Source organism: Sinorhizobium fredii NGR234 (assembly GCF_000018545.1).
Lineage (GTDB): Bacteria > Pseudomonadota > Alphaproteobacteria > Rhizobiales > Rhizobiaceae > Sinorhizobium > Sinorhizobium fredii_A.
Genome location: NC_012586.1, coordinates 2361411 through 2383379 on the forward strand (window position 1 = coordinate 2361411; position 21969 = coordinate 2383379).

At 63.4% G+C, this 21969-nt stretch carries 18 protein-coding genes; 8 read left to right on the forward strand and 10 right to left on the reverse strand.

What is annotated here, in order from left to right:
• Window position 1: 1 nt before the first annotated feature.
• The 6 genes from NGR_RS11055 to NGR_RS11080 all read left to right on the forward strand — a co-directional run bounded on the left by NGR_RS11055 (window position 2) and on the right by NGR_RS11080 (window position 6555).
• Window positions 2-433: a type III secretion protein gene (locus NGR_RS11055; RefSeq protein ID WP_240545087.1), complete on the forward strand. Its 432-nt coding sequence runs from the start codon at window positions 2-4 to the stop codon at window positions 431-433.
• Window positions 434-442: 9 nt separating this feature from the next.
• Entirely contained in the window at window positions 443-1492 is a 1050-nt protein-coding gene (locus tag NGR_RS11060) for a FliM/FliN family flagellar motor switch protein (RefSeq protein WP_240545088.1), read from the forward strand.
• Window positions 1485-2138: a type III secretion system export apparatus subunit SctR gene (gene sctR, locus NGR_RS11065; protein ID WP_015888357.1), complete on the forward strand. Its 654-nt coding sequence runs from the start codon at window positions 1485-1487 to the stop codon at window positions 2136-2138. Before NGR_RS11060 ends, sctR begins: the two co-directional genes overlap by 8 nt.
• A gap of 10 nt (window positions 2139-2148) precedes the next feature.
• Window positions 2149-2418: an EscS/YscS/HrcS family type III secretion system export apparatus protein gene (locus NGR_RS11070; protein ID WP_014331082.1), complete on the forward strand. Its 270-nt coding sequence runs from the start codon at window positions 2149-2151 to the stop codon at window positions 2416-2418.
• 9 nt (window positions 2419-2427) lie between these two features.
• Entirely contained in the window at window positions 2428-3249 is an 822-nt protein-coding gene (gene sctT / locus NGR_RS11075) for a type III secretion system export apparatus subunit SctT (protein WP_015888358.1), read from the forward strand.
• Window positions 3250-3435: 186 nt separating this feature from the next.
• Window positions 3436-6555 (forward strand): LysM peptidoglycan-binding domain-containing protein, encoded by a 3120-nt coding sequence (locus NGR_RS11080; RefSeq protein ID WP_015888359.1) that lies wholly within the window; start codon window positions 3436-3438, stop codon window positions 6553-6555.
• 62 nt (window positions 6556-6617) lie between these two features.
• Here the strand turns inward: NGR_RS11080 and ansP are convergent, their stop codons facing one another.
• From ansP to NGR_RS11095, 3 genes are all read right to left on the reverse strand, one after another.
• Window positions 6618-8090 (reverse strand): L-asparagine permease, encoded by a 1473-nt coding sequence (ansP, locus tag NGR_RS11085; RefSeq protein WP_240545149.1) that lies wholly within the window; start codon window positions 8088-8090, stop codon window positions 6618-6620.
• A gap of 217 nt (window positions 8091-8307) precedes the next feature.
• Window positions 8308-11898, reverse strand: a complete 3591-nt coding sequence (locus tag NGR_RS11090) for a hypothetical protein (protein ID WP_015888361.1) — start codon at window positions 11896-11898, stop codon at window positions 8308-8310.
• 114 nt (window positions 11899-12012) lie between these two features.
• The gene (locus NGR_RS11095; RefSeq protein WP_015888362.1) at window positions 12013-12738 is read right to left on the reverse strand and encodes a hypothetical protein; all 726 of its coding nucleotides are present in this window, start codon (window positions 12736-12738) and stop codon (window positions 12013-12015) included.
• A gap of 413 nt (window positions 12739-13151) precedes the next feature.
• On the opposite strand from NGR_RS11095, the gene NGR_RS11100 reads away from it, so the two are divergent.
• Complete coding sequence (locus tag NGR_RS11100; RefSeq protein ID WP_015888363.1) at window positions 13152-13562, forward strand: DUF2000 domain-containing protein; 411 nt, start codon at window positions 13152-13154, stop codon at window positions 13560-13562.
• 113 nt (window positions 13563-13675) lie between these two features.
• Here the strand turns inward: NGR_RS11100 and NGR_RS11105 are convergent, their stop codons facing one another.
• A complete protein-coding gene (locus tag NGR_RS11105; protein WP_015888364.1) occupies window positions 13676-14500 on the reverse strand; it encodes a helix-turn-helix transcriptional regulator in 825 nt (274 codons plus the stop codon).
• A gap of 373 nt (window positions 14501-14873) precedes the next feature.
• On the opposite strand from NGR_RS11105, the gene NGR_RS11110 reads away from it, so the two are divergent.
• Entirely contained in the window at window positions 14874-15230 is a 357-nt protein-coding gene (locus NGR_RS11110) for an SPW repeat protein (RefSeq protein WP_015888365.1), read from the forward strand.
• Window positions 15231-15309: 79 nt separating this feature from the next.
• On the opposite strand, the gene NGR_RS11115 is transcribed toward NGR_RS11110, so the two are convergent.
• From NGR_RS11115 to NGR_RS11140, 6 genes are all read right to left on the reverse strand, one after another.
• Entirely contained in the window at window positions 15310-16398 is a 1089-nt protein-coding gene (locus tag NGR_RS11115) for a Gfo/Idh/MocA family protein (protein WP_164924017.1), read from the reverse strand.
• An 11-nt stretch (window positions 16399-16409) separates the two neighbouring features.
• Window positions 16410-17195 carry a ThuA domain-containing protein gene (locus NGR_RS11120; protein WP_015888367.1) on the reverse strand — a complete coding sequence of 262 codons (786 nt, stop codon included), beginning with the start codon at window positions 17193-17195 and terminating at the stop codon, window positions 16410-16412.
• Between the two features lie 142 nt (window positions 17196-17337).
• Window positions 17338-18363: an ABC transporter ATP-binding protein gene (locus tag NGR_RS11125; RefSeq protein WP_015888368.1), complete on the reverse strand. Its 1026-nt coding sequence runs from the start codon at window positions 18361-18363 to the stop codon at window positions 17338-17340.
• A 17-nt stretch (window positions 18364-18380) separates the two neighbouring features.
• Window positions 18381-19211 carry a carbohydrate ABC transporter permease gene (locus tag NGR_RS11130; protein ID WP_164924128.1) on the reverse strand — a complete coding sequence of 277 codons (831 nt, stop codon included), beginning with the start codon at window positions 19209-19211 and terminating at the stop codon, window positions 18381-18383.
• The gene (locus tag NGR_RS11135) at window positions 19211-20197 is read right to left on the reverse strand and encodes a carbohydrate ABC transporter permease (RefSeq protein WP_015888370.1); all 987 of its coding nucleotides are present in this window, start codon (window positions 20195-20197) and stop codon (window positions 19211-19213) included. Before NGR_RS11135 ends, NGR_RS11130 begins: the two co-directional genes overlap by 1 nt.
• Window positions 20198-20343: 146 nt before the next feature.
• Window positions 20344-21606, reverse strand: a complete 1263-nt coding sequence (locus NGR_RS11140; RefSeq protein WP_015888371.1) for an ABC transporter substrate-binding protein — start codon at window positions 21604-21606, stop codon at window positions 20344-20346.
• Window positions 21607-21969: the final 363 nt, after the last annotated feature.

Genomic DNA, 21969 nt, shown 5'->3' on the forward strand with positions numbered 1-21969 from the left:
GATGCGGCGAGCAGAGGAGCAGGCCCGGCGCCAGCACAATCGTCATGACCAGACCGTCCAGGCGGTCGAGGCGGCAAATGCTGAAAGCCTCGCGCATGAGGAACAGCGCCGGCGGGACGAACAGGTTCTCTACTCCAATCTCGCCCAAGGCACCGTCGATCATCGCGACCTCGAACGATATCGCGGCGCGCTGTCCGACCTGGACCACCGCGCCCGCGAGATCGAGGAGCACATCCACGATGCCGAGCGCCGCGAGAGGCAGGAGGCCAGGAAGTGGGAAGAGCTTGCGGCCGAGTATCGGCGCAAACGGAAGCTGCACGACCGGATCCTGTTCCTCGCCGAGGAGAACCGACGCAAGCAAGCGCAGCGCGCCGACCTCATCAGCGAGATCGAAGACGACGAGGCGGTCCGCCCCAGGGGCAGGAAGCGGTAGACGATGAGGATGTCGACACAAGGAGACGCCGGCGCCACCGTTATCCGCTCGCTTGCCGAGGACGCCGCGTGGCTTCCGGAAGTGAAGGCGGCGCATGCAGAGCTGCTCAACCTGCTGGTCGGGGTTCGGGTCGCATTCCGGCTCTCGCTGCCGCCGGCCAACATCACATTCGACCCGGGAGAGAGCTCGGGGCGCGTGGCGGATCCGCTCGAACTGGCGTTCCTGATCGGCGCCGCGCCCGGCCGTTGGCTGATCCCCGCGGCCACCCTCGACAGATTTTCGGCGAGCCTCGGGGTGCGGGGAAGCCTTGCAAACCTCACCGTCCTGCAACGCGACATCCTCCTCGAGGAAGTTCTCGCTCCCATTCTCGACGAACTCGAGCGACGCATCGGAGAGCCGTTGCGCCTGGGGCCGCCCCATGCGGCGGCGGACTATCCGATCAAGCTTTCGTGGACGATCGACAGCGGCGATTTGCCCCTTCCTGCGGAATTGCAGTTGAGCGACGTTGCGGCACTGAAGATCGGCAAGGCCTTCGGCAGCAGGACGAGCCTTCTGAACGAGTTCACAGGCGATCTCGTCCGGCCCATCCAGCTATGCGCCGGAACGCAGCGCCTGACCGTCGGCGAGTTCAAGGGCCTTCGCCCCGGCGACATCGTCCTGTGCGAGCAATCCCAGGCCGATGAGCCTTTCGCCGTGCTCGGCAATCACCTCGTCGCGCCGCTCCGCCGCAGCGAAGCCGGTCTGGTCTTCGCCTCCGGCTGGCAGCCCCTGAAATCAAGTTGGGAATTTTCCGCCATGTCAAAGCAGCAACCGCCTTCGTCCGGAGAGCTCGAACCGCTTGCCGATCTGCCGATCGAGCTCGTCTTCGAGATCGGCCGGGCCGAATTCCCGCTGAAGGAGATCGCCAGGATGGGCGAGGGAACGGTGCTTCATGCCAGCCCGAGCCTTTCAAGCCCCGTCAGCATCCTGGCGAACGGGCGACTGGTCGGAAAGGGCGAGTTGATCAGGATCGGCGAAGGCCTCGGCATACGCGTGGTGCGGCTTTCGACCGATGGGTGAGACGACCACCAATCTCATCCCGATCATCATCATCGTTTCGACGATCGGGCTCATCCCGCTCGCCGTGGTGACGATGACCGGCTTCCTGAAGATCTCGATCGTCCTGTTTCTGATCCGCAACGCGCTCGGCATCCAGCAATCGCCGCCCAACCTGGTGCTCTACGGCGTGGCGCTGATCCTCACCGTTTATGTGACGACGCCGCTCGTCGGGGAAATGTACCGCACGCTGTCGAGCGAGCAGGTCGACATGCAATCGATGGACAGCATGGTGCGGGCCGCCAATCAGCTCAGGGCGCCGCTGCAGGCACACCTCACCCGCTACACCGACGAGAACGAGCGCCAGTTCTTCCTGCAGGCGACGGAGCGCATCTGGTCGGAGGAAGCGAGAGCTTCGGTGAAGACCGACAGCCTGCTGATCCTCGTTCCGGCCTTCGTCAGCTCGGAGCTGACCCGCGCCTTCGAGATCGGTTTCCTGCTCTACCTGCCGTTCCTGGTCATCGATCTGATCGTCTCGACCGTGCTGATGGCGATGGGGATGATGATGGTCTCGCCGACACTGATCTCCATCCCGCTGAAGATATTCCTCTTCGTCGCCGTCAACGGCTGGTCGCGGCTGATGCACGGCCTGATCCTGAGCTACGGATAAGGCTAGAGCCATGGATCAAACCGCCTTCCTCGCCCAGATGCAGAAAGCCATGCTGACCGTGCTGATCGCCTCGGCGCCGGCGCTTGCCATCGCAATCGTCATCGGCGTCAGCGTCGGTCTCATCCAGGCGCTCACCCAGATCCAGGACCAGACGCTCCCGCAGGCCGTCAAGCTCGTCGCCGTCATGCTGGCCCTGGTCGTTCTCGGGCCGGCGCTTGCCATGCAGGTCGCCAATTTCGCCAGCAACACGCTCGACATCTTTCCGGCCCTGACGCGGTAGGTGAGCGGCGTGGACTTCATCTCCGCCACATCCTCGCTGTTCGATGTCATCTATCCGGTGCTCGCCGGCACGGCGATCGCCATGGCCCGGGCGCTTGGCATGATCGTCATCACCCCCGCCTTCGTCCGGCTCGGGCTGACCGGACTGATCCGCTCAGGCGTGGCAATCGCCATTGCCCTGCCGCTGATACCGGGTTTCACGACGACAATCATGAACGGAGCGAACCTCTCGACCCTGATGGTGACCGGCCTGATCCTCAAGGAAATCATTCTCGGGGTCATCATCGGCGTGATGTTCGGCATTCCCTTCTGGGCCGCCGAAGTCGCCGGCGACCTCGTCGACCTGCAGCGCGGCTCGACATCGGCGCAACTCGTCGACCCGCTGCAGGCGACGGAAACCAGCATCGCCGGAACCTTCTTCGTCCTGGCGCTGGTCGCCCTGTTCTTCAAGTCGGGCGGCTTCTCCCTGCTCGCCGACACCTATTACAGAAGCTATGAGATCTGGCCGGTCACCAGCTTTTCGCCGGCTCTCGGTTCCGGCGCGGCCGAGGCCGTGCTCGCCATTCTCGACCGGGTCATGCAGATCGGCGTTCTGCTGATCGCGCCGATCGTGCTCGCCCTGCTCATCGCCGACCTGATGCTTGCCTACCTGTCGCGCATGTCGCCGCAGCTGCATGTCTTCGACCTGTCGCTGGCGATCAAGAACCTGCTCTTCGCCATTCTGATCGTTCTCTATCTCAACTACCTCCTGCAATACATGGTTGCGGAATTCGCCATCCTGAAAGAGGCGCCGGCGATGCTGCGCGGCCTTCTCGGGACGACGCCTCGATAAGCCTTCGCGCCGCCTCAAGAAATCCAGCCCCTGTCATCAAACCATTAAGCAGGCCCGCCATAGTGGCCCGCACGGCTTGCGTGCACCCGACCAGTGTCTTGATTTCAGAGACCATTCTTCACTTCCCACGCTATTTCGCCGGGATGTGCACCCCGCGTGCCGCACTGAGCCAAGGAGACCCCGCCCATGTCCTATCGCATCGATATCGACGGCAAGAACCGCTACGACGCCGAGGGCGGCCGCGCAACCTCCGTTTCCCAAGAGCAGCGGCGCTTCTTCATCGAGCAAATCAACAAGGCCGTGCGCGAGCGGGCGGAGGCGGGTGGGCCGAAGGCGATCGACCCTCTCACGGAAAAAGCGATCGTCGTCGAGAAAGGCGACAGTCTCTCGGAGATCGCTGAGCAGAACCATGTCAGCCTCGACGATCTCATGGCCGCCAGCCGCATCAAACTGACGGAGAGCACGGCGGCGATCGACCCGAACGACGTGGTGATCGTGCCGCTCGCCTCGCCCGAGCTCGTCGCGCACGGCCCCGTGGACGGCAAAGGCGTGCCCAGGGGCGAGGCCGCCTTCATCGATGATCTCTATGGCCGCGGCAACAAGCTCGCCTATGCCGACGACCCGGCAAAAATCGACTATGGGGCCGAAGGCAAGGACATGCAGCGTGACGTCGGAGCCTATCTCGACAACCTCCCGAAGGCGGAACGACAGGCCGCAGCCCTCCGGCTGATCGACAGCGACTGGCTGGATGCCGGCCCGGCCGGCAACGCCGTCAAGGCAGCGATCGAGGCGCGCAGCCTGAAAACGGACGGGGAAGCGGTCATGGCGGACGAGATCTACGATCGCGGCAATCGGGTCCAGTATTCCGACGATCCGAAGATCGACTATCAGGCGGAGACCGGCGAGATCGCCAAGGACCTCAAGACCTATATCGAGACACTGCCGGTGAAGGAGCGGTCCGCGACGCTGCAGCGCCTTTACGACCGCGACTGGACGGATGCGGCGCCCGCCCGGGCGGCGATCGAAGACACGGCGAAAACGCTGAATGTCGGCTTGCGCGCGTCGACGCATGCCGGCGCCGGCATCGAAGACAAGGCACGCGCTATCATCGACGCCGCGAACGCTGCCGGCGGGCCGGACGAGGCGTTCCGCAAGCTTTCCTCGGCCTTCAGCTCGGCGACGCCCGAGGTGCAGCGCGTCCTGCTGCGCTCCGAGGATGCGGGTGCCCTGATCGACCGGACGGCGAACTGGGCGGCGAAGCCGCTCGCCGATTATCGGCCGGAACAGGCTTCGAGCGACCAGGGCGATGCCGCGACGACGATGAGCAATCTCGAACGGCTGACCGCCGGCGCCGATCCGCGGCTCGCCGTGGACCTCGTCTCCTCCGCCATGCCGGTGATCGAAGCGGCAGACATCAGGAAGCAGGAAAAGATCGGCGGCGAGCTGATCGGCATGAACGGCCAGGCGAACATGATGACGATCATCGACCGCATTGCCGGTACCCCGGGTGCCGATCGGATCGTCGAGCGCTTTGCCGAGCTCGGCGGCTACCACCCGAACTCCATCCCTGTGGCGATCGGCAATGGCGCCCGCCTCGACTATCCGATCGCCGTCGCGGCGAAGAGTGCGGCGGCCTCGCCCGATTTCGTCGTCCAGAACATCGTTCCAAACGTCAAGCAATATGCCGCAAGCAATGTCAACCAGGACGTCATCGCCTATTCGGCGCATATGCAGGAGCTGCAGTGGCTGGTCTCAAACCACGGCAGGACCATGACCGCCGAACAACTCACCAAGGCGATCGAAGACTACAGGAAGGAAAAGGGTCCCGACTGGGCTGCAACGGAGCAGCGCCTTGAAGACAGCATCGCGGCCAGCGGCGAAAAATTGCTGCGGCAGCTGACGGCGCTCGGCAACCTGCCGCCGGAACTGGCGTCGCAGCAGCAAGCCGTCAACGACGAGATCGGCAAGATCCTCTCCGATGAAAAGACCGCAATGGCCGTCGAGATCGCCATGAAGAAAAACCCGGCACTGCTCGACAGTCCGGCGGTGCTGAAGCTGATGGGTTACCAGGCTCGCCTGACCGATCGCGGCCGCAAGCTCGCCGAAGAGGCGACGACCCAGATCATCCGCCACAAGGTCCTGCCGTCCTTCACGGAACTGCAATCCGGCGGTCCCGGGGCGCTTGCCAAGACCAAGGCCGGCCTGGAGGAGCTGAAAGACGGCAAGCTGTCGCAAATGCTCGGCATTCCCAAGGCCGACATGGATCGGGCGATCGACGCGGTCGGCAAGTCCCTGCCCCAGCCGGGCGAGACGCTCGAGCAATCCCGGGCGAAGATGGCCACCCTCAACGACGAGCTGAACGATCTCAAAGGCTCGGGCGGTGTCCGGTCCTTTGCCAACACCACCGGCCCCGGCCAGATGCTGCGCCTCGTCGGCCTGGCGGCGACGGGGGCGAGCGTCGCCAATTCCGCGACCATGGCGCAGAACAACCCGACGCTCAGAAACAATCTGAAAGTGGTGATCGATGCGGTCGGGCTCGGCCAGCGCACGGTCGAGATCCTCGGTGGAATGGACCACCTCAACGCCGACTCCGCCGCCGTCAAGCATTTCGGCAGCAGCAGCCGGCCGGCGGTCAAGTTTCTCGGGGCGCTGAGCGGCGGCTTCGACGCCTGGGTCGCCTTCGACTATTTCAAGGCCGGCGACCCGCTGATGGGCAGCCTTTCGGCCGCCGCGGCGGGCGGAACGATCATGGCGGCGCTCGGCACCGGCACGATGTTCGGTCCTGCCGGGTTGGTCATCGTCGGCGCCGCGGTGATCGGCCAGATGATCGTCGCCGACACGCGCGATTCGAACAAATACATGACCGACACCTCGAAGCGTTTCCTCGCCCATTCCGACCTCAGCGAAACCGCCGCCGGCGTCCTCGTCGACCAGAGCGGCGAGGGTCATAGTCCGGTGCCGCTCCTCGCCAGATACGCGGAACTGAAGGGCTATCGTCTCGACCAGCCGGCCGACCGCCAGCGCTTCATCGACTGGCTGAACGGCATTCCGAAGGACAAGCTGGAGACGCTGCGCGACAATCTGCACCACACGCTCGACCGGTTCGGCGGCGACCCATCGAAACTGACCGCAAGCGCCGATACCGATTCGCGCTACACGGACCCTCGGCAGCTGAACGAAGGCTATGTGAGCGGCGAAGTTTATGTGCCAAGCCTCGCGGCCGAGATCAGGGCGGGCGATGGCACTCCCTCCTCCGCCAAGCAGATCGACGTCACGCTCTCCGAGCTCGGCATCCCGGTCGCCTGACGCGCGCGACGCCGCCCGGGAGGAGCCGAGCGGCGTCTCGATTGCCGACCAAGGTGTTTCGACTACTGGCTTTGCTGGGCCAGCACGATGTCCGGCTGCGTTGCCGGCGTCTCCGTCTGCCGATGCTTGCTCACCCGGTTCCAGCCTCCCCAGAGAGCCAGCGCGACGACCGGGATCGAGGCGACGGTATAGGTGCCGTTCGGATAGTCGAGCGCCATCAGCACCAGGACGCCGAAAAGGAATGCGAGCGTCAGCCACGAGGTGACCGGCGCGCCCGGCATCTTGAACGACACGTCCTCGACTTCACCGCGGGCAACGGCGCGGCGGAAGGCCATCTGGCAGACGACGATGAAGCCCCAGGTGCTCAGGATCCCGAGCGAGGCGACATTGAGGACGATCTCGAAGACATGCGACGGGACGAGATAGTTGAGCAGGACGCCGAAGACGTAGACGGCGAGCGTCACCAGGATGCCGACATGCGGCACCGCCTGCGCATTCATCCTTGCAAGCGACGCCGGAGCGGAGCCGCCCTGCGCCAGCGAACGCAGGACGCGGCCCGTGGAATAGAGACCGGAGTTCAAACTCGACAGCGCGGCGGTCAGCACGACGACGTTCATCACCGTACCGATGGCGGGAATGCCGAGGGCGCCGAAGAAGGTCACGAACGGGCTTTCGCCGGCCTTGTAAGCGGTCCAGGGCAACAGGCAGACGAGCAGCACGACCGAGCCGACATAGAAGAGCGCGATGCGCCAGATCACGCTGTTGATGGCGCGCGGCAGGATGGTCTTGGCGTCCGAGCACTCCCCGGCCGCCGTGCCGACCAGTTCGACGCCGGCGAAGGCGAAGACGACGCCCTGCACGAGCACCAATGCCGGAAGCAGGCCGTTCGGGAAGAGGCCGCCATTCTCGCCGATCAGATGCAGGCCCGCGGCGCCGCCGGCGACCTCCATGCCGGTTCCGAGGAAAAACGTACCGACGGCAAGGAAGATCAGGATCGCCCCCACCTTGATGAGCGCGAACCAGAACTCCATCTCGGCGAACCACTTGACCCCGACGAGGTTCATCGAACCGACGATCAGCAGCGCGCCCAGCGCCGAAACCCATTGCGGCAGGTCGGCAAAGACATCCCAATAGTGCATGTAGAGGGCGACGGCGGTGATATCGACGATGCCGGTCATCGCCCAGTTGAGGAAATACATCCAGCCGGCCACGAAGGAAGCCTTCTCGCCGAGGAACTCACGGGCATAGGAGACGAAGCTGCCGCTGCTCGGCCGATGCAGCACCAGTTCGCCGAGGGCGCGCAGGATCAGAAAGGAAAAGAACCCGCAGACGAGATAGACGATCGCCAGCGACGGGCCGGCGGCCTGCAGCCGGGCGCCGGCGCCGAGAAACAGCCCCGTACCGATCGCTCCGCCGATCGCGATCATCTGCACCTGGCGGTTGCCGAGCGCCTTGTGATAATCGGCCTCGTGGGACTCCAGCCAGCTTCTCTTGTCGAAGACGGCGGTTGCATCCTCCGGTCGCGGCTTTTGCATAACAGTCATCAGAACTCTTTCCTCCTTCTGGTAATTGGCCGGGCAGCCTGTCGACCGCCGCTTCCAGCGCGACAGACAGGCGACTCCGAGAGGCACCGCTGGATGGAGCGGTGCGTGGGTCGTCCCGGTCTTTGTTGATCTCAGTTCGGCAGCGGCGTTCGATCGAAAGCCGGCGGCGCCCATTGGCACGAGCCGATGGGCGCATCAGGGGTCATCCTTATTCGAGGTAGCCCTTTCTTCTGAGCCACGCCTTCAGCCCCTCGGTGCTGCGCGGCTCCACATACGAGGCATGGGCATTTTCATGCATCAGCGTCCCGTCCGAGGGGCGATACCACAACGGATCGTCGCTCGGCAGCATCGCATCCTCCGCCGAAATCTTCTTCTGCGGCATCCACCACTGGCTGCCGTCCCAATACATGGTCGTTGCGGAGTCCTCGTAGCGCTTGCGCTCGGTGTTGTATTTCACTGTCGGGTAGCCCGACAGATCCGCCTTTGCCGGATCGGTCGGCAGCTTGAGGTATTTCAGGTCGTCCTGAGTTTCGGGCAGCTTCTTGTCATCGTCCGTCGTCATGTCGCGAATGGTCTCGGAGAGTTCGGTGGCCTGCTCCGGCGTCATGCGATTGAAGAGCTGTCCGAGACGCGCCCGCGTATAACCCTCGGCTCCATAGGTCCCGGTCAGGACAGCGTCGGCGCTGCGGGTCCCCTTGTCCCCGCCCATCAGATGTTCGTCGCCGGGGAACACCGTCTGCAGGATGCCCATGACGCCTTCGTCGAGAAGATCGTTATGCTCCGCCAGGGCCTCGGCGACCTTGCGGTCCTTCACGCCGAACATCACCTGGATCGCATCCGCATCGGCCTTGTCGTAGGTGTGGGCGGCGTTGTAGGCGCTCCGCCCCTGGACGATGCCGGCGCCGGCGAGTTGCAGCACCGCCGCGACGCCCGAGACCTTCAACGGGCCGAGGCGGTTCATGAGTCGAACCAGGCCATTGTTCGCCGCCTTCGCTTCGAGCGCACCCGCGCCACCCGCCGCCGTGAACATCGCATCGCTGACGGTTGCGATGCCGTAGCCGGTTGCCTTGACGCCGTCGGCCTTGTCTCCGACGATCCAGCCTGTGCCCTGCATGATAGCATTGCTGAGATCGGCTCCGACATAGAGGGCGTCGATGCCTCCGCCGCGAAGGAAGTGCCCCGAGTTCAGCGCTCCGCTCCAGGCCTTCTTCTGGCTTGCCGAGAGGCTGCTGCTGTTGTTGACACGCTCCTTGAGCGCATCGATCTTCGCTTCCGCCGTCGTCGGTCCTTTAGAACCGTGGCCAAGGAGTATGTCGGCGGGTAGCGGCTTCAGTGCGCCCTTGGCCGCCGATACCAGCATCATGGTGTGCGGCAGGTAATAGACCATGTCGTCGCCGGTCGTGCCGAGCGCGTCGAGGTTGCGACCGAACAGAACCGCGCTGCCGGCACCGGAAAGCCGCTCGACGGCAGTAGTGCCAAACTTGAGCCCTTTCATCTGCTGCATCTGCGTTCTTTCGGCATCGGTCGGCTGCACCCGTCCAGCGACAATGTCCTTGAGGCGTCCCTCGCCGATCTTGTCCGTCACGTCCTTGATATATTTGTTGAGTTCCGGAAATTTGCTGTCGGCCTTCCCGCCGATGTACTTGATGACGGTATCGAGCTCTGCCTTGCTCAGTCCGGCCCCGCCGTTCACGAAGGCCGACTGGATGCGGTTCTCCGCAAGCGCCGTATGGATATCGCCGACACGGCCCTTGAGGGTTTCGGTGACGGCGAAGGTGGCGAGCGCCCGCGCCGAGCGCTCGACCCAGATGGTGCCGGTAGCATTCGAATCGGTGCCTTTCTCCACATTGGCGTAGGGATCCGGACCCTCGTTCTTCGGCATGTCCGGCAGACCCTTCATCGCCTCGCTGATCGACTTCGACTTCGTCAGCATGATGCCGGTGCCGAACAGCGAGGGTATCGGCGCTTCCGTATTGAGGCCGTCGACCTTGCTCAGCGGCTTCTCGTAGATCTTGAGGGCGAGATCGATGCTGTCCTGCTGCTCCCAGAGCTGCTGGCGGACCTCGCCCTCCTTCACCAGGTCCTTGGATTTCTGCTTGTTCTCGGGGCTGAGATTGTCAATCGCCTCCATGTCGCGGGCCAGCTGCGTGGCGCCGGACACCGTGTTATTGGGCTTGGCGCCGTTCCAGCCGGACAGGCCATGATAGAGCTCGTTGTAGAGCGTCGTGATCTTCTCGTCCTGGACCTTCGAGACATTGCCGAAATTCTCGATGCTGCGGCGGATTGCCCATTGGGCGTCGGAGTTCTGCTCGAGATAGTCGTTGTAGCCAAGCTCGCTCTTGCCCTTCAGCTCATCGCTCTTCTGACTGCCGAGCTCGGCCGTGCGAGCCGCGATCGCGGTCAGCAGCGTCGTGCCGCCACCCTTCACGTCCTCGCTGCTCAAGATGCTGAAGATCCGCTGATGCGACAGCACGTTGTAGCCGGGCAGCTCGGTGTTCATCTTGTCGACGAGGCGATTGGCGATGTGGTCGACGATCTCCTTGCCCGCACCGGCTTTCTTGCCGTCGCCATAAAGAATGTTCTGCGAGGCGACGGCGAGATCCTGCAGCGCCTTGATCTTCGCCTTCGTATCGCCGTCGCTTCCCGAAGCGGCGATGCCGTCGATCGACTGGTCGATCATCTTGCGGACCCGGGGATCCGAAGCGATCAGCGAGCCGCTCGATTGATCGAGCAGTTTCTTGATGTCTCCCGTCGCCTTGCCGGAAGTGTCGAAACTCGGAAGCGCATGGGCGAGATCCGTCTTCTCGCTGAGCTTGGCGAGGAATTTCTCGGCGCCCTCGACGCCGCCCTTTCCATAGGCGCTCTCGAGATCGCGGACGTGGCGATCGACGCGTACCTCCTGCAAGGCGTCCTTGATCCCTGCCTTCAAGGCGGCGCCGTATTTCTCCGGGTCCCCCGCGGTGTAGCCCGCATAGATCGAGGCGCGGTTCGTCAGCGCGGTGACCTGCGCGCCCTCCTCGCTGCCGGCGGCAAGTGCAACGTCGACGAGCTGCTTCTTGGTCTCCTTGGTGACCGCGTCATAGTCCTTCTTGTCGCCGAGGCTGGCGATGCGTCCGAGCTGATCGTCGGTCTTGCCGTCGGCCTTCCATTCCTTCTCCTTCATGTCGCGCACCTGATTGAGCGCCTCCATGAAGACCCGATCGCCGGGTGCCCGCGCGGCGATCGGGCGGATGAGATCGCTCACCTCGCCCGCATCGAGCTTCTTGTCGTCGTTCTTGTCGGCGCCGAATTTCGGCGTACCGAGGCTTTTTGAGGCGAGATCAACCTCGTCGGCAATGGCGACGACGAGATCGTCCTTTGCCTTGTCACGTTCGGCTTCGGTCTTGCTCTTGTCGCTGGCCGTCCCGAGGGCCGTGCGCTGCTTTTCCAGCAGGTCCAGCCGTTCCGGACTCAGGACGAAGACGTCGTCCCCCTGCTCCAGCGCCTTGTCCGCCTCCTTCACCGCCGACGGCCTGTTGCCGAAAGTCTTTTGGTCGAGCTCCGGCGTCGCCGCCAATTGGTCGTTCAGCGCCTTGTTGTCCTTCGGGTCGACACCAGCTTCCTCGTAGATCCGGAACGGCCAGAGGCCGGGCTCAACCTGGCGCTCGACGATACCGGACGGGCCGCCATTCCACGGCAAGGCCGGCGCGGGCTCGTTCTTCTTGCCGCTCTTCTGCGTCTGATCGATGATCGAGTCGAACGGCTTCGACGAATCTGGGCGTTCGGAACGGTTGCGTGCGAAGAAGTTGATCAAAGACATCGGCTATTCCCTGCTCCGTTTTTTTGAATTTCGGACCGGCACGATTGCCGCAGAATGCAATTCGCTCGGGCGGCGATGCGACCCTTCGCGCTTTTCAGAATCCGGGGATGCGTCCTATTGGATGCCGTATGCGGCGCGGGCATGCTCGCTGATAAGCTTGTCCATGCCCTTGTCGTCCATGCCCTTGTCGTCCATGGCTTTGCCGTCGGTCGATGACCACGAATGCTGCTTGAGTGCGTCGACGATCTTCTTCCTGGCGTCCTCCCCTTCATGAGGTTCGACAAGGACGTCCATGATTTCCTTGAGCCGCGGTGCCTGCAGCTCCGGCGAGCCGAAGTCAGCGCGCGAATCCATCAGCGCCACCGCCGCATTGGTGCGCTCCTCGACACTGCCGGAATGCTCGCCGAGATAAGTCTTGACCGCGTCCTTGCGGCCATCCGGCGTCGACGCCGGCGCCTTGATCGCGTCGATCGCCGACGGCGCTCCCTCCGGCTGCATGGTCGGCACGAGCACGAAGTCGGGATTGAGGCTTCCCTCATGATAGGCGTCGATGAGATCCGGATTGGCGAACTGGACGTTGCCGTCGATCATCAGCATCGTGTCGGTGTCGCTCAACTCGTACTGCTTGCCGATCTTGAATTGCGAATCGCCCGCCTCCGGCACGGCGATCTTCACATTCGCGAGCAATTCCTCCGAATTCTTGAGCCCCTGCTCGCGGGCGCGCCGGTCGAGGATCTCCTGCCAGGCCTTCGCCTGCGCCGGAGATACGTCGATCTCACGCTTGTTGTCGGCGCCTTTCAGCCGAAAACCTTTGCCGACGACCTCCAAAGTGAACGCCATTGCTACCTCCCCTGCGTGTATCGACCGTGGTGGAGTTGCGCCTGTTTAAGGGCGTTTAATTTATTCGGCTCACTATTCTTGGGAGCCTCCATACGACACGATCGGCAAGATGGAAAGGCTTCAATACAACTATTAGCGATTGCAAATTTTCGAATAAATGCAGTTATACTGCGTTTTATGGTTGAAAACTCGATGCTTGGCGCCGTGGCGGAACGCTGGATCGGCTTGCCCTGTCGGCAAGTGTCCGTCGTTCAACAAACCGTTTGATCGTCAATGTCACGATCTGCTGTATACAACTTTTTGGTGTTCACAGGCCGCCACCATCCAAAATCGTCAGGGCAATTTCCTTCAATAACCCCGCTCGGCTTTACACCTACCTTCCAGGCGACTGAGACCACGCTTGAGGAAGACACGTGACACGCTGCGCATTCATTATCGACCAGGCTTTGCCGCGAGGGCTGATCGCCAACACCGCCGCGATATTGGCCATGACCCTTGGCAAGGAGCGGCCGGATCTGATCGGCCATGCCGTCCACGACGCCGACGGCAACCGCCACCAGGGCATCACCACCATCGTCATGCCGATCCTGATGTCGGACGCCGACGGTTTGATGGCGCTTCGGAATCGGGCGGCGTCGCAGGAGGCGTCGGGACTTGAAGTGATCGGCGTGACCGAGGCGGCGCAGCGCGCCAAGAGCTATGACGCCTACGCGCTCGGCATCGGCGACATGCGGCACGATCACCTGCGCTATCTCGGCCTTTGCCTTCACGGCCCCGCCAAACTGGTCCGCTCGCTGACCGGCGACCTGCCGCTGATGAAATAGGTGGCCGATGTCGCTGGCCCCATGCAGTGGGCCTATGCCGGGGCGCGGATGCGCGCCGGGCGATGGCGGCGCTGATCGCGCTTAGCGCCGTCTATCTCGCCCTCGAGGGCTGATCATGGCCGCGCCAGTGGCGTCAGGCGGGCATATTGGCGCGGCGTCGCCGCCACATGCTGCTTGAAGACCCGCTGAAAATGGGCCTGGTCGGCAAAGCCTGCCGAGAGCGCCACGTCGACGATCGGCCGGCCGCGGCGCAGCTCGCTCTGCCCGAACTGGATGCGGCGGTTGAGCTGATAGGCATGTGGGGTCATGCCATGCCGCGCCCGGAAGGCCCTGACCAGATAGGAGGGCGACAGGCCCGAGACGTCGGCGATCTCCGTGAGCCGCAGACGGCGCGTGCAATGTTCGGTGATGAAGTCGGCGGCACGATCGAGGTGGGGCGTTGCCATCGCCAATTGCGCCTCGATCCTGTCGAGGCGCGTGTCCAGGTCGCCGAAGAAGGCGGACGCCGCACATTCCTTGGCGAACACCTCGACCTCCGCATCGAAGAGCACGTCGACCAGACGATTGAGGCTCTCATAGAGATCTGGATCGGTGCTCAGCGCGGCCGCATAGGGGATGAAATCCGCTGCCTGCTGCATCTCCGCCAGCCACGCCATGTCGAGATAGAGCATCCGATAGCTCCACGGCACGCTGCGAAGCGGGTTGCAGGCATGCGCGTCTTCCGGGTTCATCAGGACGACGGCGCCCGCCACCACGTCGTGGCGGTGACGGCCGTTGCGATAGCTGCTGCGGCCATAGGTGACCGCGCCGATCGAAAAGGTCGAGTGACTGTGGAGGCCGTAACACACGGCGCGCCCGTCGGCGACCTGGCGCGCCTCCAGAAAGGGGAGCGCCGGATCGCGCCAGAATGTGTGTGCATCGACGGGCCGGGGAGCCATGCTGGCCTCGCAGGGAACTGTTTCAGTAGCCAACGTCATAGACGGTTTCGCGCTTGAGACAAATGCTGCCGCGCCACTGAATTGCGGCTGTTACAAGGACCGTCAACATCGTTGCCGCAGGTGAGAATGGGCAGTGCCGCGGCCGAAAACAACCTCTGCACGACCGCCCGTGAGCGTTCCCCGCAGGTCATGCGCAACGGGAATAACCTGCAAAAACCGCATATTGCGGGATTTCTTGAATCTGATCCGATTTAAGGATAAAATTACAACAGCAATTCAAGGCGTTACGGCAACCGTGCAAGTGACCGGAGCTGGAACGTGTGTTGCACGAGAGTGGTGACGCTTTGATCAAGCTTCATACGTGGAGGTTGTTATGCCAAACACTCTCATGGCAGGAAAAAGAAGTCAGGATTGGGCCAATCTGGTTCTGGCCGTCTGCCTGTTCCTCTCTCCCTGGGTCATCGGCTTCGCATCGGATACGACGGCGACCTGGAACGCCTGGATCGCCGCGGTCGTGCTCGGCGCCCTGGCGGTGGCGACGCTTTCGGCCTTCGCCGAATGGGAGGAATGGGCCAATATGGTGATCGGCCTGTGGTTGATCGTCTCTCCCTGGATTCTCGGCTTCATGGCGAACGTGAACGCGATGTGGACTCACGTCATCCTCGGCGTGCTCGTCGCCGCAATTGCCGCCTGGGCAGTCTGGGACTATCGTCACCACATGCACGCCTAACCCAACACGGCTTCGGTTGTAACCGAAGCCGTGGCAATCTCCCGCCTTCCGGATCACGGGAGGCGGGAGCACCTTTGCTTCACCCGCCGACGGCGAGCCGGCCGTCCTGGACCCACTCCATGTCGGCGACGCCGAGTTCCCGCCGTTCGCGCTCGGTCTCGATCGCCAGATCGAGGACCTTCTGCAAGTCGGCGGCATGGCGGAAGGTGGGCTCGACCAACTGCCCGGCCTGAACCGCGGCGACGAAACGCTCGTAGTTGGTCGGCACCGTCCCCGCATCGATCTCCCGCCAGATCGCCTTTTCGACATCGGGCCCGAGGCAGCCCCGAAGGCTCGAGCCATCCGGCGTATGGATCACTTCCAAGGCACCCTTGTCGCCATGCAGCCTCAGCCGCAGCTCGTTGAGATGCCCGGTCGCCCAGCGGCTCGCATGAATGACGCCCATGGCGCCGCTGTCGAATTCCACGGTCATCGCGAAACTGTCATTGGCATCGAGGTCGTATTCGCCGATCCGGTTACCGGGTGCCTTGTCGAAGGCCTTCAGCCGCGCGAACACCCGCTCGACCGAAATGCCGGCCCCGTAGCCGGCAAAATCGAGAATGTGGATGCCGACATCGCCGAGCACGCCGTTCGAGCCGTGCCTGGTCGACAGCCGCCACAGCCATTTGGATTCGCTTGCCCAGTCGCCCCAGGCCTTCGACACCAGCCAGCTCTGCAGATAGGAGGCCTCCAGGTGCCGGACCTCGCCGATCGCACCTGACAGCACCAGTTCGCGGGCCTTCTGCAGCGGCGCCACGTTGCGGTAGGTGAGGTTGACCATGGCGACGAGCCCGGCGCGCTCGGCCGCCGCGGCCATCTCCGCGGCCTTCTCATAATTCTCCGCCAGGGGCTTCTCGCAGAGCACGTGCTTGCCCGCGGCAATGAGCGCCAGCGTCGTCGGGTGGTGCGCCTTGTCGGGCGTGACGTTGGTCGCGGCATCGAACTCACCCCAGGCGATCGCCTCCTCCAATGAGGTGAAGATGTGCTCGATACCGTGCTGTTCGGCAAAGGCCCTGGCGCGGGCCGGGTCGACATCGACGGCGCCGACCATTTCGACGCCGTCTATTCTGGCGAAGGCGTTCGCATGACTGTTTGCCATGCCGCCGGTTCCGAGTATCAGCAGACGCATCGGCACGCTCCTCATCTGTAACCAGCCTCTCCGGCGCGGTGCAGTTTCGGGCCGCGCTCGACGATCGGCTCCAGCGCCTTTTCCACCGGCACGTTCGGCGCCTCGTGGATCGCCTTGTAGGAGCCTTGAGGGTTGTAGGCCCATTTTACCGAATTGCGCAGCACGTGCTGCACCGTTTCATCGTGATAGGTCGGGTAGGTCTCGTGGCCGGGGCGGAAATAAAAGATACTGCCGGCGCCGCGCCGCCAGGTCAGCCCCGAGCGAAACACTTCGCCGCCGGCGAACCAGGAAATGAACACCGTTTCCAGCGGCTCCGGCACGGAGAATTGCTCGCCATACATCTCTTCATATTCGAGCACGAAATTGTCGCTGAGCCCTTCGGCGATCGGATGGCGCGGGTTGACCACCCAGAGGCGCTCGCGCTCGCCCGCCTCGCGCCATTTGAGCGCGCAGGGTGTGCCCATCAGCCGCTTGAAGATTTTGGAGAAGTGGCCGGAATGCAGGACGATCAGCCCCATTCCCTCCCAGACGCGCTTGGCGACCCGCTCGACGATCGCGTCGTCGACGGCGCCATGGTCCTTGTGGCCCCACCACAGAAGCACGTCGGCCGAAGCCAGGCGATCTTCGCTCAGCCCATGTTCCGGCTCCTGCAGCGTCGCCGTCGTCGCCTTGATCGCCGCATCGGTGTTCAGCGCCGCGGCGATGGTGTTGTGCATGCCGTCCGGATAGATTTCCCTGACGACGGCATTCGTCTGCTCGTGGATGTTCTCACCCCACACGATGGTGTTGATAGACAAGGTCGTTCTCCTGCTGATTGGGGGCATCCGCCGCGGGGTGCCCGCTGTCCGTGAATTGAATCAGTCGACCGGGGTCGGGCTGGGATTTCGCCCTACCCGGTCTAACGTCTGGCGTTCGGAAATGATCCGATTTCGATATGATCTAGGCGGCACCCCGCAGGATGTGTCGCCCGATCGACCGTCCCGCCGCATCGAAGCGGTGGATCTGGCCGGCCTCCGGCGAGATCCGCAGCGCCTCGCCGGGCTGATGCCGCGACGTGCCGTTCTCCCGGACGATCACCGGCTCGCCGGCGCCGATGTCGAGATAGATGTAGCTGTCGGAACCGAGCATCTCGGAGTGGACGACCGTTCCGGCCCATTGCCCGTCCTCGGCGATCTCCAGGTGCTCGGCCCGGATGCCGATCGTCGCGGCCTCGTAGAGCGCCGCAAAGGGGCCCGAGAGGAAATTCATCTTCGGCGAGCCGATGAAGCCGGCGACGAAGACCGAGTTCGGGCTTTCGTAGAGCTCGAGCGGCGTGCCGATCTGTTCGACGCGTCCGTCGCGAAGCACGCAGATCCGGTCGGCAAGCGTCATCGCCTCGACCTGATCATGGGTGACATAGATCATCGTCGTCTTGTGCATGCTGCGATGAAGCTTGGCGATCTCGATGCGGGTCGCAACCCGCAGCGCCGCATCGAGGTTGGAAAGCGGCTCGTCGAACAGGAAGACCTTCGGGTCGCGCACGATCGCGCGGCCGATGGCGACGCGCTGCCGCTGACCGCCGGAGAGCTGGCGCGGCAGGCGCCCGAGATAGGGGGTGAGCTGCAGCATCTCCGCCGCCGCCTCGACCCGCTTTCGGCACTGCTCCTTGTCCTTGCCGGCAAGCTGCATCCCGAAGGCCATGTTCTCGAACACCGTCATGTGCGGATAGAGCGCATAGGACTGGAACACCATCGCGATGCCGCGCTTCGACGGCACCAGATGATTGACGACCTCACCGTCGAAGGCGAGCGTGCCGGAGGTGATTTCCTCGAGACCGGCGATCAGTCTCAGCAGTGTCGATTTCCCGCAGCCGGACGGGCCGACGAAAACCATGAACTCGCCCGCCCTGATCTCCATGCTGACGCCCTTGATGACGTCATAGGCGCCGAAGGACTTGCGGATGTCGCGCAATTGCAGCTCTGCCATATTCGTCTCCTAGATTTCTAGCCTTTGACGCCGCCGGCCGTCAGGCCGGAAATGATCCGCCGCTGGAAGATCAGCACCAGCACCACCAGCGGTACCGTGACGATCACCGAGGCGGCCATGATGTTGCCCCAGGGGATTTCGAAGTTGCTGCTGCCCGAAAGCAGCGCGATCGCCACCGGCACGGTGCGCTGCACGTCCGACGAGGTGAAGGTCAGCGCGAACAGGAACTCGTTCCAGGCGGCGATGAAGGCGAGCAGCCCGGTGGTGACCAAGGCCGGCCACATCAGCGGCATGAACACCCGCGTGATGATCACCCAGGGCGAGGCACCGTCGACGATCGCCGCCTCCTCGATCTCCACCGGCAGGTCGCGCATGAAGGTGGTCAGCACCCAGACGGTGAACGGCAACGTGAAGATCATGTAGGAAAAGATCAGCGCCAGCGGCGTGTTGAAGATGCCGACCCCGCGAATGAGCTCGAAGAGACCGGCGAGAACGGCGATCTGCGGAAACATCGACACCGACAGGATGGTCAAGAGCAGCAGCGACCGGCCGCGGAACCGCACCCGGCCGAGCGCATAGGCCGCCGTGACCGCGAACAGCAGCGAGATGGCGACGACCAGGGTCGCCACGAGCAGCGAGTTGCCGAGGTTCCGGAGAAAGCTGCCCGCCGAGACGACGCTTATGTAATTGGCGAGCGACAGTTCGCTCGGCCAATAGTCGACGCGGAACAGCGCCGTGCCGGATTTGAGGCTCGTCAGGATCGCGTAATAGAAGGGAAAGACCGCAACCAGAATGATCGTTGCGACGAGCAGGTAGAAAGCGGTGCGCTTTGCGAGCGTGGCGGTCATCATCGTTCCCCTCCTTCGAAATTGACGCGACCGAACCACATGTAGAGGACGGTGATCGAGGCGATGATCAGGAACAGCATCGTCGAGGCGGCGGCGCCGTAGGCGAACTTGTCGAAATCGAAGAGGTTCTCGCGGGCCAGCACCGACATCGTCTTGGTCTGCGCGTTGTTCGGCGTCAGCACGTAGATGAGGTCGAAGATGCGCAGCGCGTCGAGCATCCGGAAGATCACCGCGACCATCAGCGCCGGCCGGATGAGCGGCAAGGTCACCCGCCAGAACACCCGGAGCGGATGGATCCCGTCGATCTTCGCCGCCTCGTAGATGTCGACCGGCACCATCTGCAGGCCGGCGAGGATCAGGAGCGCCATGAACGGCGTCGTCTTCCAGACATCGACGATGAGCACGGCGACCATCGCGGTGTCGGGACTTGCGGTCCAGGCGATCTTCTGGCTGATCAGCCCGAGCCCGACGAATATCTCGTTCAGGATGCCGAACTGGTCGTTGAGCATCCAGGCCCACATCTTGGCCGAGACGATCGTCGGGATCGCCCAGGGAATGAGGATTGCCGCCCGCACCAGGCCGCGGCCGGGAAAGTGGGCGTTCAGCACCAGGGCGACGACGAGGCCCAGCGCCGTCTCGATGCTGACGGAAATCACGGTGAATTTCAGCGTGTTCCAGACGGCGTTCCACCAGGCGGGATCGGCGAGCAGGCCCTTGTAGATGGTCCGGCCGCTCTTCAGCGTGATCCAGGAAAGATAGTTCTGGAAGCCGACGAATTCGGCGCCGGCAAGGTTCGTCAGCGACGCATCGGTGAAGCTGAAGTAGATGGTCCGGACGAGCGGCCAGCCGGCGACGAGCGCCAGCACCAGGAGGGTCGGCGCCAGGAACACCCAGGCGGAGCGGACGCGCTGGGCCCTGAGGTCCGAATTGATATGGCTCGGATGCGCAAGCGCGGCGCGTGGATCGGCGACGGTGAGATCGGTCATGAGCTTGGTTCCCCTTTGCCGTTCGGCTTTCGCCGCAAGGTTCGAGAGGGGGATGGCGGCCGGAGTGGGCCGCCATCCCCGGCGACGGCTGCAAGGCGGGGAGAGAGGTGCAGAGTTTTTCCAGCGCCACCCCGCCCGGGGGAGGTTTACCAGCTGTCGCCTTTGAGCTCGGTCAGCTCGACTTCCAGCAGTTCGAGGTTCTCGGCAGCGGTTCCATCGCCGGAGAGCGTGTTATGGACGGCGCTCCAGAGCTTCGAGGAGACCTCGTTGTATTTGACCTTGGTGACGGCCGAGGGGCGCGGCACGGCGCTTTGAAAGATCGGTTTCCAGTTGGGCATGAAGGGCTGCGCGGCGGCGACCTCCGCATCGTCGTAAAGGGCAGCGACGGTCGGCAGCTGCGACAGCTGCAGGGCACGGGCTTTCTGCACTTCCTTGGACGAGAGGAACTTGACCAGCTCGATCGCCGCTTCCTGTTCGTCGGAATATTTCGACACCGCCAGGTTCCAGCCGCCGAGCGCTGAGGAGGGCTTGTCGCCATCGGTCGCGGTCGGCAGCGGCATCACGTCGAACTTGCCCTTGACGGCGCTGTCGTCGCCATTGCCGAGCGCATAGGCATAGGGCCAGTTGCGCATGAAGACGGCATTGCCGGTCTGCCAGACGCCGCGCGATTCCTCCTCCTGGTAGGCAAGCACGCCCTCGGGCGCGATCGTGCCGATCCAGCTCTTGGCCCGTTCGATGGCCGCGGCCGCCTTTTCGTTGTTGACGGAGATCGTCCCGTCCGGCTCGACGATCTGCCCGCCGCCGGAGGACTTGATCCATTCGAGCGCGTTGCAGGTCAGCCCCTCATAGGCATTGCCCTGGAAAACGAAGCCCCAGAGGTCGGCCTTGCCGGCGGCGCGTTCCTTCTCCTGGATGTCCTTGGCGGTCGCCGCCAGCTCGTCCCAGGTCTTCGGCGGCGTCTTGCCGTATTTCTCCAGGAGGTCCTTGCGATAGTAGAGCGCCGGCGCGTCGGTGAAGATCGGCAGCGCCACCAGCTTGCCGTTGACGGTCTGCGACTGGATGATCGACGGGAAATGCTCGCCGACCACGTCTTTTGCGGCCGCGGTCAAGTCGACGAACTGGTCGGCAAGCTGCGGCGCCCAGATGACGTCGGTCTGGTAGACGTCGACGTCCTTGTTTCCGGCCGCCAGCCACAGCCGGTACTGGCTGAACTGCTCGCTGCTCGACGACGGCATGGTGACGAGACTGACCTTGTGGCCGGTCTTCTTCTCGAAGGCGTCGAGCTGCTCGCGCATGAAATGCACATTCTTGCCGGTCGTGTTGGCCGCAAGCGAAAGCTCCGCGGCGGCGGCAAGATCGGCAGCGCCGAGAGCGGCGCAGAAAGTCAAGGTCTTCAGCAGAAGTGTCATGGTCGATGGCTCCTCCAAATCCCCCACCGTTTGAAAGCTCCTCAGCAAATTCGAAAACGGTTTGGCTGGAAAAAAGTGTCAGAAGCGCAAATTGATGTCAATACGGTGATCTCGGCATTTTTATCGGCAAACCTAAATGCCATATAATAGCGTCTTTTCAACCATTTGCGCTGTTTACAACTCTTCTTTGAGGTTTTCTGGCCGGAATTTCACTCTGCGTGTGCCGCCAATAAATTTAAAACGATTGGGCTAATTGCGGCGCGCAAGGTAAGCTTTGTCCGTCGCCGGATGCGGCGCCCAGCGATCGGTTGTCCCGTGCGGAAAAGGCGTATATTCCTCGTTGGGGAACGGGCTAAGGGAATA